The following is a 14,043-nucleotide window of genomic DNA, read 5'->3' on the forward strand; positions in this document are numbered from 1 at the left end:
AATTGATCTCTTTCACAAGAATAGGGTGCTCACTTTGAACCGGAATCAATTGCTCTCTTTTACCGGAATGGGGTGCTCACTTTTACCAGAATTTGCAACCTGCGATTTCAATGTCTTCTTTTTGAGAAAATAAATGCGGAATTTGAACAGGATCACTTTCGATGAAATCCTGATTATTGTATTGAATGACTTTTTCGTCGAGAAATTCTTTGAGTTCTTTTTTATTCATGTCTAAAATGAAAGTTCTTGTTATTCGAGTGTCCTAGCCCTGATGGAAGCGACATCCTTTTTCTGGCTTCTTTAGCCAGGAAAAGATATAGCGGACAGCAGGAAATAGCTCCTGATTCTAATTACTAATTTGTCCGTCGACCATAACTAATTTCCTATCTGCCATATTAGCAAGTTCTTCGTTGTGTGTTACAATGACAAAAGTTTGCCCGAATTCGTCACGAAGCTGGAAGAATAATTGATGTAAATTTTCGGCAGAATGTGTGTCTAAGTTTCCTGAAGGTTCATCGGCAAAAATAACGTCGGGTTTATTGATTAATGCTCGTGCAACCGCAACACGTTGTTGTTCTCCTCCTGAAAGTTCGTTTGGTTTATGATGAATTCTATGTGATAATCCCAGATATTCCAAGATTCTTTTTGCTTCTTTTTCAGTTTCGGCTTTTGGTTTATTTGCCATGAAAGCAGGAATACAAACGTTTTCCAATGCTGTAAATTCCGGTAATAATTGATGAAATTGAAATATGAAACCCAGATTTAAATTTCGGAATGTGGATAATACCTTATCCTGGTTGCTTTTCTTTTTAAAATAACGGTTCAGATAAAATACGAATAGTAAAATAGGTAAAAACAGAATTACAATTGTACTAATTCCGATTATGTCATTTTCAATTTTATTTTTGAAAAATAATAAAAATATTAATAAAATAAGGGCATAGATACCGCCAATCCAGGAAAGGACTTTAAATGTTTTTTCTTGTTTTGAATTGTTAGTTTCAACATCCTGTAGTTTCAAAACATTTTCGCCATTGATGGTTAAAGAGGATTCACTATTTATTTCCGGTTTATCTAATGTTCCTAAAATTTGTAAAAGTGTTGTTTTCCCCGCGCCTGAAGCACCAACAATAGAAACGATTTCGCCTTTTTTGATATGCAGATCAACTCCCTTTAAAACCTCTAATTTATCGTAGAACTTATGTATATTTTTTGCGTGGATCATTTTGAAACTGTTTCTACAAAGAAACAAAGATTCTGCCGATATAAAAATGTGTTGTAACAGAATTTTAAGTATAAATGAACTTTTGCCCACGGATAAAACGGATAAAACAGTTTGTCACAGATTAAAATTATACAGCTTTCGGGAAACCTGTGATAATCCGTTTTGTTTAATCCGTCTAAATCCGTATTTTTTACTCACGGATAAGATAAATTAAACAGGTTGTCGCAGATTAAAATAATACAACTTGAAAGAAAATCTGTGGAAACCTGTTAAACCCGTCCTAATCTGTGGGCAATATATAAATGGCAGGAAAATTGATTAGATGGGAATTAAGAAAGAAAATCAAATTTTGAAATAAGTTTGTTTGACTAATTCTTTATAAATTAGACTAATCTAAAATATTATACAAATGCAGGAAGTAAATGTAACAAGTGACGACAGAATGAGAAAGCTTTTGCTTGGAGTTCTTTTGGATGGAGTTGGAATGATTTCGTTTACGATTCCGGTATTGGGAGAATTCTCAGATGTGATCTGGGCCCCGGTTGCGGCTTTTATCATGACCAGAATGTACAAAGGAAGAGTGGGAAGGGTGGCGAGCGTTTTGACTTTTATAGAAGAAGCATTGCCTTTCACGGATATAATCCCATCATTTACAATTACATGGATTTATACTTATTATTTTCAAAAAAGCAATAATGACGTTTAGTCTTTAAATAAAAATCCTAATCCCATATTTTTAAGCATTTTCTTTTCGAAATTCCAAAAGAAGCGGAATTGTCCAAAAACGGTTCCTATGGCAACCAGTAAAACCTGATATATTGGGAAAATAATAGGCAAACGTATTAAAGTAAACCAACCGCCAAAATCTTCTTTGGTGATGCCAAGCCAAACGCAAAAAGGTTTAGACAACCATGCCGATGCCGATCCGGTGATGGCAAAAACAACAATGATAATTATGGCTTGTAGATTTGAGGTAATTCCCCAGCGTTTCTTTAATTTATTCATTTTTACTTGCAATGATTACAAATATAAGAACATTATCTTATAGGAACGTACCCGCCGAGCTTTTGTTTGTATGTATTTTGAAAATAAATCATATAATTGTAGATCAAATAATTTACTTCGTATCCGTAATGAATATTTGGTTGGTAATCAATCGTCATTTCATATAAATTCGGACTATATCTTTGTGGCTGCAAAACGCGATTATTCCATTCAGTGACATATAAGTAATTCTTATTTTCAAGATATGACAATGAATAATAATTTCGAGGAAGCGCCATTGATGCCAACCACGTACTAAAACCGTTATCTATAATTATAACTTCGTATTCTAATGAATCATTCGCAATTCGCACAGTGTCATTTACAGCTAAATTTGGCTTAACTGGAGAAGTTGCAGCAACAGTATTTTTTGAAGCTGTAGAACACGCAATTATCGTAAACAAGAGAACTAATATGTAAATACAGTTTTTCATAACTTTTAGTTTCAAGCCTAAATTTACGAATAAATCAGAGAAGTTTTTTGGTATTTAACAGTTCTGTAAGAGGTTCAAAGGTTCAAAGGCGCAGAGGTTCAAAGTGAACTTAAGGTTTTAGAATAAAAAAAGCTGTTTTGCATTGAATGCAAAAACAGCTTAAAAATTTATATTTAGTAATTAGGCTCTACATCTTTGAACCTCTGCGCCTTTGAAGCTTTGAGCCTTTTTTTTTAAAACTACTTACTCCCAAACAATTTCCCAATAAATCCGGCAATTCCACCTTTGGTTTTAGTAACTACCAAAACATCAGCTACGTCGACTTTTCCGTCGGCATTTTGATCTAAACCAAATTGCATTCCGTATTTGTTGATGGTTTCCATAATTCCCGAAGCTTGTCCACCGTTTCCTGTAAGAGAACCGATAATATCCGAAATTTGAAAACTGCTATCGTTTGGATCTTTTGCTTTATTTACTAATGAACTTAATATTTGCGGAATCATTCCTGAAGCAACACCAGAGGAAGCATCATTGCTCAATCCGAATTTTTGACCAAGCGTACCAGATAACTGTTGTGTAATTTGTTGTACAACAGGATTAGAACTATCAATAGGTGATTTACCACTAAACAGGCTGGCAAGTTGTTCGCCGCCACCTTCTGAAGCAATTTTTTGCAATCCTGCAAATATAGAATTGCTAGTTTCGCTTAATACAGCTTCGTTATGCTCATTTGGTACGGCATCGTTGTTCACGACAGCATTGTTTCCGTATTGTTGCACTAATTGGGTCAATTGTTCAAACATGATGTTTACATTTAGATTAGACGACAAATTTAATGAAAAAAAGAAAGGGATTTACTACAATTTTGTAGTAAATCCCTTTAAAGTTAATCTATTTTTTATTATTAGCTCAACAAAGTAATAATTTGTGAAGCTAGTTCAGTTCCAATTCTGTCTTGTGCCTCTCCGGTTGCAGCTCCAATGTGCGGAGTCAAAGAGATTTTTGGGTGCATTAAAATTGTCATTTCAGGTTTTGGTTCGCTTTCAAAAACGTCTAATCCTGCAAAAGCAACTTTACCTGAATCAAGCGCTTTTATCAAAGCAACTTCATCAATAACACCACCACGAGCACAGTTTATGATTCCAACACCGTCTTTCATGATTTCAAATTCTTTCTCACTTACAATATAGCCGTTTTGAGCAGGAACGTGTAATGTAATGAAATCAGCTTCTTTAAATAATGATTCTAATGATTGAGAAACAACTGTTGTAGTGATTGACTGACCGTCAAAAAACTCCACTTTAATATCTACTTGCGGAATAAAACTATCTGCAGCAATTACTTTCATACCTAAACCAAGCGCCATTTTTGCAGTAGCTTGTCCAATACGTCCAATACCAACAATTCCAAGAGTTTTTCCTCTTAATTCAACACCGTTTGCATACGCTTTTTTCAAACCATCAAAGTTTGAATCTCCTTCAAGAGGCATATTTCTGTTAGAATCATGCAAGAAACGAACACCAGAAAATAAGTGTCCAAATACCAATTCAGCAACAGATTCTGATGATGAAGCCGGCGTATTAATTACGTGAATCCCTTTGCTTTTTGCATAATCGACATCGATATTATCCATACCAACACCACCACGACCAATAATTTTTAATCCCGGGCAGGCATCAATAATATCCTGACGAACTTTAGTTGCGCTACGCACTAAAACTACATCTACATTATTTTCGTTCACAAAATTAGCTACTTGTTCCTGAGCTACTTTTGTAGTTATAACTTCAAATCCGCCTTTTTCTAAAGCTAGAATTCCACTTTTTGAAATTCCGTCATTTGCTAATACTTTCATTTTTGGTTATGTGTTTATTTGTTTTATCGGTTAATCGTATAGATTAGTTGATAAACATATATTATTTTTCTTTTTTGATTTAGGAGCTAATCCCGCTCCCGAAGCCTCGGGACGTTCCAATCTTTTATTTTTTTAAAGAAAAAAATAAAAGGATTTCCACTTCTATCGGGGCTAGGATTTTGGTATTCAATTGATGTTTTCGTGTAAACAGAAAATTCGATTAAACATTAATCAAATTAACGATTAACCGAAAAAACGATTAAACTTTATCTTCCAAAGCTTTCATTACATCTACCAATACCTGAACACTTTCGATAGGCATAGCGTTGTAAATAGATGCTCTGTAACCACCCACAGAACGGTGTCCCGGCAATCCTGAAATTCCTGCAGCTTTCCATAAAGCATCAAAAGTTTCTGTATGATCAGCGTTGTTTAGTAAGAAAGTAACATTCATTTTAGAACGATCTTCAACCGCAGCAGCACCTTTAAATAATGGGTTTCTGTCGATTTCATTATAAATTAAATCAGCTTTTGCGTCGTTTAATTTTTCAACAGCAGCAACTCCGCCTTTTTCTTTGATCCATTGTAAAGTTAAAAGTGAAACGTAAACTGCAAAAACAGGAGGAGTATTGTACATACTTTCTGCTTTGATATGTTTAGCATAATCTAACATACTAGGAATAGTTCTTCCGCTTTTCTCTAAGATATCTTCTTTTACAACTACCAAAGTAGCTCCTGCAGGACCCATATTTTTTTGAGCACCGGCATAGATTAAATCAAATTTAGAGAAATCTAAATTGCGTGAAAAAATATCAGAACTCATATCGCAAACAACAGGAACATTCGTTGCAGGGAAATCTTTCATTTGAGTTCCAAAAATGGTATTGTTACTAGTGCAGTGAAAATAATCAGCATCACTTGGTATTTCGTATCCTTTTGGAATATGATTGTAATTTTCTTCTTTTGAAGAAGCTACGACAACAGTTTCTCCAAAATATTTTGCTTCTTTTATAGCGGCAGTTGCCCAGGTTCCTGAATCTAAATAAGCAGCTTTTCCGTTTTCCTTCATTAGGTTGTAAGGAGCCATTAAGAATGCGGTACTTGCACCACCTTGTAAAAACAAGGCTTGATATCCTTTTCCGGTAAGTCCTAATAACTCTAAAGCAAGCGAACGGGCTTCATCCATAACGGCAACGAAATCTTTGCTTCGGTGCGAAATTTCAAGAATAGAAAGTCCTGAATCATTAAAATTTAGTATAGCTTTTGATGCTTTTTCAAAAACCTCTTGAGGTAAGATACTTGGTCCTGCGCTGTAGTTGTGTTTTTTCATGGTTGTTGTTAATAGACGAAAATTTTAAAGACGCAAATTTCGGCAATAGGAGCTGAAAAAGCGATAAATTATTCGAAATAATTAAACATATTTTTACTTTGTTGTTAACAAAAACGTTATAGTATCTACGTTATCTGCATAATCCCACAATTGAGGATTTTGGGTTTGTCCAAACGGAATACTGTTTTTGATCAAATCATTGCTTACGATGCACTGAATTTGTTCAGCATCAGCTCCAAGACGTGTTTGTAAATCATCTATATTTTCATAAAATTCATAAAAAACGCTCGAAATAGGAGAGGCGTAACTCGGATCTTCTTTTAAAGTCAGAAATCCGTTATCTAATAATTTGAAATTACTCATTAAAAAAACCGCTTTATTGTAATCATAATTATTCGCGTATTTCTCGTAATGAATCACATCCTGATATTTGAAAATTGCCTCAAAAAAGGCAACAAATGAATAATCTTTCGGGACAAAAAGTTTCGAAACATTACGGCATCCTAATCCAAAATATCTGAAAATATCTTCGCCTAAAGCTTCTAATTCTTCCTTGGTTTCTTTACCGTTTAAAACAGCAACCGAGTTTCTGTTTTTACGAATAATCGAAGGTTTATCTTTAAAGTAATATTCAAAATATCTGGCAGTATTATTGCTTCCGGTGGCAATTACGGTATCAAAGTTTTCCAGTTTACCTTCCACGAAAGTGATTTTGTTTTTTAAGCTTTCATCAACATAAATTAAATATTTAGCTAAAAAAGGCAATAAATGGTGATCGTTTGATGATGTTTTTATTAATGCTTTATTTCCTGTGATTAAAACGGATAAAAAATCGTGAAAACCAACTAACGGAATATTTCCGGCTAAAATTAAAGCAACATTTTTTTCTGTTTTGTCAGTTTGAGCAAATTCAGTTGAATATTGAGATAACCATTTGTCAATATTTTCCTGAGTCAATGCATCTGCCCATGATTTTATTGCAAAATAAACTTGTTCAGGCGTATACCATCCGTTGTGTGATTGGGAAAGTTGTATCAATTTTATAAAATCATCAAAAAACAAATCATTGCCTAAAACTGACGGGTTTGGTGTATTATTTGTTTCAGAGAACTGATTTAAGAATTTGCTTAATTCAACAAAAACACTTTTTTTTGTTTCTAATGTCATATTGTTTGCTTATGAATTGTTTTGATTGTAATTTTGCACAAAAATAAGGATAAATAAGTCGAAAGTCATCAAGTCAAAAGATCGAAATGAGTTTTTTTAAATTTTCAGACTTTTTAACTTTAGTACTTTTAACTTTAAGACTAAAAACAAATGGCAATAATTATAACTGACGAATGCATAAACTGTGGGGCTTGTGAACCAGAATGCCCAAATACAGCAATTTATGAAGGAGCTGACGATTGGAGATATAAAGACGGAACAAGACTTTCAGGAAAAGTAATTTTACCGGACGGAACTGAGGTTGATGCAGATGATGCTCAAACTCCAATTTCTGACGAGGTATATTATATTGTTCCGGGAAAATGTACGGAGTGTAAAGGTTTTCACGATGAACCTCAATGTGCAGCTGTATGTCCAGTTGATTGTTGTGTGCCTGATGATAATCACGTTGAAGATGAAGAAACCTTGTTGAACAGACAAGCGTTTTTACACAATGAATAAACTTTTTATTTGATAAAAATATAAATCCTGAGTCAACGCTCAGGATTTTTTTTGCTCTGATTTGAACTTTTGATAAAAAGCTAGTTGGTTGATTTTTAATGTTTTGTTTTTATCTTGTTGATTTATTAATAAAAAATTAATACTTTAGTTGAAAATTTGGCAATGCCTATGAAGAAATTGATATTTTTATTTGTAGTATTATTCAGTATGAATGTTTTTTCGCAACACGAAGAAAATTCTATTGTTGTTAAAGACATAGAAACACAATTGCCTATAGAAAATGCGATCGTGTTTATCATGAAAACAAAACAAACATTAATAAGCAATAAGGACGGAAAAGTAATTTTTGCATTGGATGGTGCGTCTAGTATTCAGGTTTCTGAAACCAACTACGAAAAAGTGACAATTCGCTGGGATGCTTTAAAGCCGGATCTATTTGTAATTTATCTCAAAAATAACAGCAATAAATTGGATGAAATTGTTGTTTCAAAAGAAAAACCAGAAAAAAATCTTCAAAAAATTATTTCTAATTCAAGACAAAAACTTGCCAATTCATACCGGTTAAAAGTATATGTAAGAGAGTTTTTTATGCTTGATAATAAATATTCGTACTATAATGACGGATTGGTAAATTTTCAATTTGAAGAAAATCAAAATAAATCAACTACGACATTATTAGTAGAACAAAATAGATCTTATGGATTGCTGGAAGATGAAGTTAGTAATGATCTAATGGGATATAATTTGAATAACATTATGGAGAATTATTCCAATTTTAAATATTTTGATCCTCTTTTAGATTCAAAAACAAAAAAAGAATATGAGTTTACAACAACGGGGCATCCCAATAATAAGAATTATTATATAATGTCTGTAACTCCGTTAGATAAATCTAAAAAAGAGTTTGATACTTTTGAAATTATTTACGATCCTATAAAAAAGTTAATTGTAGAATTTAGTATTATTATAAAGCAAGCTAACCTCGTTCAAATTGAAGAACAAACAAAAGTAGGTTCTAAAAATATTACCAGATCGCAAATTAAGGTAAGTTACAGAATTGATGGTGAAGATTATTATTTACTAAGTTCAAATGAAGAAATTGCTTATGATTTGATTTTAAAAGATAAAGTCAAGAATATTCAGGTGAGAAATAATTTTATTACAACCCATTTTACCAGACAAAATTTCACCTATAGTGATAGTGATGTTTTTAAGGAGAAAACACTTTTTAATAAAAAAAATAAAGTGATGACAAAATATTGGGACATCTCTGGATTTACAGCTACTGACGAAGAAAAAAGGCTTATAGACGGATTAGAGTTTAAGATGTAATTTTTTTTCTGGCTACAATAACATAAGTGTCATAAGCATACGTTTTTCTGTCGATTGTTTTTATGATTTCGAAATTATTCAGGTATAAAAAAAGCTCCATTTCATTACGTGTAAAAACGCGAACGGTTGAAAAATCATTCTCAATAATTTCTTTTTCACTATTTACCACTTTATAATATTTCGCTGTCCATTCGAGCATGAAATTCTCTAGTGAATTGTTCGTATCCCAATGACTTTCTCTCGTATAATTTTCATTTTCATATTTGGCTTCATGAATTATAAGAGGATTTTCTTTTGTAAAAGGAATAAACCGATTCGCATCAATAAAGTCAAAAATAATTACGCCGTTTTCCTTCAGATTTTTATAAATTGAATCAAAAGTTCGGTTGATATCATCGTTTGTAATCAAATAACTTGTAGATCTTCCGGTAATTAAAATAGCATCTACAGGATTATCCAGTCTAAATTCCCGCATATCTCCTTGAAGAAAAGAGCAATTCTTGTTTCGTTCTTTTGCAATTGCAATCATGCTTTCGCTATAATCAAGACCTTGGTAATTTTGCTTATTTGTTTGAAATCGTTTCGCCAGGTTTCCTGTTCCGCTTCCTATTTCAAGAATACTTGAGGCTTTATTTTCCTGAATTAGGTTGTTGTAAAAAGCGTATTCTTCGTCATAATTGACAAAAGTTTGATACATCGCATCATAAATTGCCGCCATTTTCCCGTCATATAAACTTGCCATAATTTTAATTTTTTATATAAAAGTAAAAAAAGGGCTGTCATTAAAGACAACCCTTTCAGTTATTTAAACAAAGTGTTGTACTTAGAATTTATAATTTACAGATAAGTTAAACATAGTTCCTAATTGACTAAAATGGAATCCATCATAAGTCATTCTTGAATAACGCTGATTAAATGTAAGTAAGTTAGATTGTTGTTTAGTTTGTGCAGGATCAGCAAGTAATGCAGCTCCAGCTTCATTTTCTGCTACGAATTTCCATTCAGGCAAAATATTAAACAAGTTGTTTACATTTAATGCAATAGTTAATTTTTCTGTAGCACTAAAGTTAACACCTAAATCAGTAACAATTTTAGGAATAAACTCTGTTTTTAAATTAGCTGCTAAATACTCTGGAGAAGTAACAGGAGCATTAGGATCATTTGTAGCTAAACCATCCTGATTAAAGGTAGTTTTTCCAAAATAAGTATTATTCAAAGAGAATCCGAATTTACCAATTTCATAATTTATTCCAAGAATCCATTTAGTATCAGGTCTTGAAGTAAAAGTCAATGAATTCAGGATTTCTCCAAATGAATTGTTCGTTACAGGAGAAATTCTTTTATTTTCTAAAGTAATATTTCCAGATACATTAAATCCTAATTTACCTTCACCAATACCAATGTTATTGTAGTTAGCTACAACATCTAAACCAGCAGTTCTTGAATCGAATGAGTTAGAAAACCAAGCCACATTTCCAAATTGAGTATCTTGTCTGTCTCCTAAAACAATTCTGTCTTCTACTTTAATATTATAGTAATCTACAGTAAAATTAAAGTTTCTAAAAGGTTTTGCTCCAATACCAACCGTAATGTTTGTTGATTTTTCAGGATCTAAAGATGGGATTCCTAATTGACGTGCCTGAGGAGAAACGTTATTAATGATTCCGCTAATTTGAATTCCTTCACCAGCTACGAAAGAATATTGTGATTTTTGAGTATAAATTTGGTGTAAAGTAGGCGCTCTGAAACCTGTTGAAACAGATCCTCTTAAAGTTATCTTATCATCAAGGAATTTATATCTTGTACTTGCTTTCCAAACAGTTGCTCCACCAAAATCACTGTATTCTTCATGACGAACAGTTCCGTTTACTAAGAAATCTTTTGTGATATCAAAAGCTACATCAAGATAAACACCCACATTATATCTGTTCCATTTTCCTGAGTTTTCAGGTCTGTTTCCTGCAAAAGAGTCAGCTCCGGTTCCGTCCCAAGATGCTTTGTCACCTTCTATAACAGTAAAATACTCAGATCTAAACTCAGTACCAAAACCAATACTGATTTTTTCGGATACAATTTTAGAAACATCAATATTTCCCACTACGTGATTAAAAGATGTTCCACCCGGTTTAAACGAAATAGGGCTATTTTCTCTGTAAACGTTATTACCATCTGCATCAACAATATCAGATCTGTTTACAGAATTATTTACAGCATAAACTTGTTTGTTACCACCCACAGTTAAACTCGCATCGGTATTCCATCCGTTTTTCACGTTTTTAAAACCTAAAGTTCCGTTATAATCTGTTAGATCTCCTTCAAAAGTAGGTCCGTATCCTTCATAAGAAGGATTTGCGTCATTACCATTTCCGAAAAAATCATTCAAATAAGGATCACCAGATAAAGGTCTCCAATATGGCGTTCTGAAATTGGCAAACGATTTTACTTTTTTGTAAACATATGCAGCATTATAATACAATTTTGTATTATCGCTAATATCGTTTCCACCATTAATTAAGAATTTTGCAGCAGCAGTTTCTGGAGAACCATTTACGTTTCTTGCATCAGGATATTTGTCAAGAAAAGATTGAACAGTAGCAACATCAGCTGGTGTTCCGCCTAAAAAGTCATTTGCATCGCCTTGAGCATCAACTTTTCCAGGTCTGTTTGCTAAATTTACCTTAGAAAAATCTATTGTATAATTTAAAAAACCTTTTTCGCCAACACTTGTACCATTGTTTAAACTTACTCCTAACATTTCTCCGTCACCTTCAGAAGTAATTCCGCTTCTTACAGTTAAAGATCCGTCAGTAGTGTTTTTCTTCAAAATGATATTCATAACTCCTGCAATCGCATCAGATCCGTATTGAGCAGATGCACCATCACGCAAAATTTCAACACGCTCAATAGCGTCAGTTGGAATAGCAGAGATATCAGCACCAGTTTCACCACGTCCCGGAGAAGTTTGCACGTAAAGCAATGAACTTAAGTTTTTACGCTTACCATTAATAAGGATCAAAGTTCTGCTTGGTCCCATATTTCTAATTTCGTACGGATCTAGTAATGATGTTGCATCATTTACAGGAGTTTGCACCGTATTAAAAGACGGAATCTTGTATTGCAGCGCCTTATCAAATGTCGCTTGTCCTGTAGAAGTTAAATCTTTAGCAGATAAAACATCAATAGGTAATGCGCTCGTAGTATTACTTCTGGCTGCAGTTCTGGAACCTGTAACAACAACTTCATCAAGATTTTGTCCTGATTCTTCGGCTAATGAAACATCAATTTTTGAAGCATTTGCAAGCTTGGTAACACTATTAAACCCCATATAAGTGAACACTAATGATCCACCTTCTTTTACTGTAATTTTGTAAGATCCGTCAATATCAGTAGATACTCCGTTAGTTGTACCTTTTTCGACAATATTTACTCCAGGCAGGGGGTTACCGGAATTGTCTTTTACAACACCCGAGACTTGCTGTTGAGCAAAAATCGCGACTGTGCTAAATAAAAATAATAATACTGCAATTTTTTTCATGTGTAATCTAATTTTGGTTAAAATATTTTATTGGTTTATTAAATATTGTGATAAAAATAACATTATTTAACAAAACATTACGAAAAAGTTGAATTTTTTTTAAGAAAAGTCGTAAAAAAACATATATCGTCATTTTTTGTTTAGTTACGAGCTATTAAATCTTATATTTGCAAAATTTTAAGGCGAAAAGCTATCATTTTGGCAAAAAAAATAAAAGCAGAAATAACGTTCAAATCAGAGGCTAAATAATTGAAATAGAATCAATCATAACAGCGCCTGACAGCGATAAATTAAATAAAAAAACAAATATTATCTACATATGAAAGCAGGAATTGTAGGATTACCAAATGTTGGAAAATCGACACTATTTAATTGTTTGTCCAATGCAAAAGCACAAAGTGCCAACTTTCCGTTTTGTACAATCGAACCTAATATTGGAGTTGTAAACGTTCCGGATCCAAGAATCAATAAGTTAGAAGAATTGGTAAAACCAGAGCGCGTACAAATGGCAACAGTTGATATTGTTGACATTGCAGGTTTGGTAAAAGGAGCAAGCAAAGGTGAAGGACTTGGAAATCAGTTTTTAGGAAACATCAGAGAGTGTAATGCTATTATTCACGTTGTACGTTGTTTTGATAATGATAATATTGTTCACGTTGACGGAAACGTAAATCCAATACGTGATAAAGAAACAATTGATATCGAATTACAGTTAAAAGACCTAGAAACGGTAGACAAACGTTTAGAAAAAGTAAAACGTGCTGCAAAAACCGGAAACAAAGAAGCTCAGACTGAAGAAGCTTTGTTAAACCGAATCAGAGAAGCATTATTACAGGCAAAATCTGCAAGAACAATTATTCCTCAAAATAATGACGAAGAAATTTTAATGGAAGCTTTCCAGTTAATTACTTCAAAACCCGTTTTATACGTTTGTAATGTTGACGAAAGTTCAGCAGTAAACGGAAATAAATATGTAGATCAGATTCGTGAATTAGTAAAAGATGAAGGTGCCGAAGTTATTATACTTTCAGTAGGAGCAGAAGCTGATATTACCGAATTAGAAAGCTACGAAGAGCGTCAGATTTTCCTTGAAGATATGGGATTAACAGAGCCTGGAGCATCAGTTTTAATTCGTGCAGCTTACAAATTATTAAAACAACAAACCTATTTTACCGCAGGTGTAAAAGAAGTTCGTGCCTGGACAATCAACATTGGTTCTACTGCGCCACAAGCAGCCGGAGTTATCCACACAGATTTCGAAAAAGGATTCATTCGTGCCGAAGTTATCTCATACGAAGATTACGTTCACTACGGATCTGAAGCAAAAGCAAAAGAAGCAGGAAAATTCAAAGTCGAAGGAAAAGAATACATCGTAAAAGATGGTGATGTAATGCATTTCCGTTTTAACGTTTAGGTCTTAGATAATAGAATAAAGAAGATAAAATAAAGAAGATAGAATAAAGAAGATAGAAAAAACTGCTGAAGAGATTCAGCAGTTTTTTTATACGCAAACATTATCAATCACAATTGCCAGGCTGAGCGAAGTCGAAGTCCCCGCACAGTTTTGTCAATTTTTGATCAAAGAGAGAAATCACACAAGAAACTCCGCAAAGATTAACG

General features: G+C 33.2%; 12 protein-coding genes and 3 pseudogenes. 4 read left to right on the forward strand and 11 right to left on the reverse strand.

Going from position 1 to position 14,043, the window contains the following annotated elements; genetic code table 11:
- Positions 1 to 97 precede the first annotated feature (97 nt).
- The 3 pseudogenes from ACHZDT_RS05225 to ACHZDT_RS05235 form a co-directional block, all read right to left on the reverse strand.
- Positions 98 to 229: pseudogene (locus ACHZDT_RS05225) on the reverse strand (TIGR02757 family protein); the annotation flags it as partial.
- A 117-nt stretch (positions 230 to 346) separates the two neighbouring features.
- A pseudogene (locus tag ACHZDT_RS05230) lies at positions 347 to 796 on the reverse strand (ABC transporter ATP-binding protein); the annotation flags it as partial.
- A gap of 207 nt (positions 797 to 1,003) precedes the next feature.
- A pseudogene (locus ACHZDT_RS05235) lies at positions 1,004 to 1,225 on the reverse strand (ATP-binding cassette domain-containing protein); the annotation flags it as partial.
- Positions 1,226 to 1,634: 409 nt separating this feature from the next.
- On the opposite strand from ACHZDT_RS05235, the gene ACHZDT_RS05240 reads away from it, so the two are divergent.
- The gene (locus ACHZDT_RS05240) at positions 1,635 to 1,931 is read left to right on the forward strand and encodes a hypothetical protein (RefSeq protein ID WP_394773587.1); all 297 of its coding nucleotides are present in this window, start codon (positions 1,635 to 1,637) and stop codon (positions 1,929 to 1,931) included.
- On the opposite strand, the gene ACHZDT_RS05245 is transcribed toward ACHZDT_RS05240, so the two are convergent.
- The 6 genes from ACHZDT_RS05245 to ACHZDT_RS05270 form a co-directional block, all read right to left on the reverse strand.
- Positions 1,928 to 2,230, reverse strand: a complete 303-nt coding sequence (locus tag ACHZDT_RS05245) for a DUF6787 family protein (RefSeq protein WP_394773588.1) — start codon at positions 2,228 to 2,230, stop codon at positions 1,928 to 1,930. The genes ACHZDT_RS05240 and ACHZDT_RS05245 overlap by 4 nt on opposite strands.
- 32 nt (positions 2,231 to 2,262) lie before the next feature.
- Positions 2,263 to 2,703 carry a DUF6146 family protein gene (locus ACHZDT_RS05250; RefSeq protein ID WP_394773589.1) on the reverse strand — a complete coding sequence of 147 codons (441 nt, stop codon included), beginning with the start codon at positions 2,701 to 2,703 and terminating at the stop codon, positions 2,263 to 2,265.
- 239 nt (positions 2,704 to 2,942) lie between these two features.
- Positions 2,943 to 3,506: a hypothetical protein gene (locus ACHZDT_RS05255; RefSeq protein WP_394773590.1), complete on the reverse strand. Its 564-nt coding sequence runs from the start codon at positions 3,504 to 3,506 to the stop codon at positions 2,943 to 2,945.
- Between the two features lie 101 nt (positions 3,507 to 3,607).
- Positions 3,608 to 4,558, reverse strand: a complete 951-nt coding sequence (locus ACHZDT_RS05260) for a D-2-hydroxyacid dehydrogenase (protein WP_394773591.1) — start codon at positions 4,556 to 4,558, stop codon at positions 3,608 to 3,610.
- A 259-nt stretch (positions 4,559 to 4,817) separates the two neighbouring features.
- Entirely contained in the window at positions 4,818 to 5,888 is a 1,071-nt protein-coding gene (serC, locus tag ACHZDT_RS05265; RefSeq protein WP_394773592.1) for a 3-phosphoserine/phosphohydroxythreonine transaminase, read from the reverse strand.
- 93 nt (positions 5,889 to 5,981) lie between these two features.
- Positions 5,982 to 7,055 (reverse strand): acyl-CoA reductase, encoded by a 1,074-nt coding sequence (locus ACHZDT_RS05270; RefSeq protein ID WP_394773593.1) that lies wholly within the window; start codon positions 7,053 to 7,055, stop codon positions 5,982 to 5,984.
- Between the two features lie 150 nt (positions 7,056 to 7,205).
- Here ACHZDT_RS05270 and ACHZDT_RS05275 point away from each other — a divergent pair, with 150 nt between their 5' ends.
- Positions 7,206 to 7,556 (forward strand): 4Fe-4S dicluster domain-containing protein, encoded by a 351-nt coding sequence (locus tag ACHZDT_RS05275; RefSeq protein ID WP_394773594.1) that lies wholly within the window; start codon positions 7,206 to 7,208, stop codon positions 7,554 to 7,556.
- 168 nt (positions 7,557 to 7,724) lie between these two features.
- Positions 7,725 to 8,888, forward strand: coding sequence for a hypothetical protein (locus ACHZDT_RS05280; RefSeq protein ID WP_394773595.1), 1,164 nt, complete (start codon positions 7,725 to 7,727; stop codon positions 8,886 to 8,888).
- Here ACHZDT_RS05280 and ACHZDT_RS05285 read toward each other — a convergent pair.
- Both ACHZDT_RS05285 and ACHZDT_RS05290 read right to left on the reverse strand, forming a co-directional pair.
- On the reverse strand, positions 8,878 to 9,630 hold the full coding sequence (locus ACHZDT_RS05285; protein WP_394773596.1) for a class I SAM-dependent DNA methyltransferase: 753 nt from the start codon (positions 9,628 to 9,630) through the stop codon (positions 8,878 to 8,880). The genes ACHZDT_RS05280 and ACHZDT_RS05285 overlap by 11 nt on opposite strands.
- 81 nt (positions 9,631 to 9,711) lie before the next feature.
- Positions 9,712 to 12,423 carry a TonB-dependent receptor domain-containing protein gene (locus tag ACHZDT_RS05290; protein ID WP_394773597.1) on the reverse strand — a complete coding sequence of 904 codons (2,712 nt, stop codon included), beginning with the start codon at positions 12,421 to 12,423 and terminating at the stop codon, positions 9,712 to 9,714.
- Between the two features lie 319 nt (positions 12,424 to 12,742).
- Between ACHZDT_RS05290 and ychF the strand changes: the two genes are divergently transcribed.
- Positions 12,743 to 13,837 (forward strand): redox-regulated ATPase YchF, encoded by a 1,095-nt coding sequence (ychF, locus tag ACHZDT_RS05295; RefSeq protein ID WP_394773598.1) that lies wholly within the window; start codon positions 12,743 to 12,745, stop codon positions 13,835 to 13,837.
- Positions 13,838 to 14,043: the final 206 nt, after the last annotated feature.

The sequence above is a fragment of the Flavobacterium sp. genome (genome assembly GCF_043722275.1).
Lineage (GTDB): Bacteria > Bacteroidota > Bacteroidia > Flavobacteriales > Flavobacteriaceae > Flavobacterium.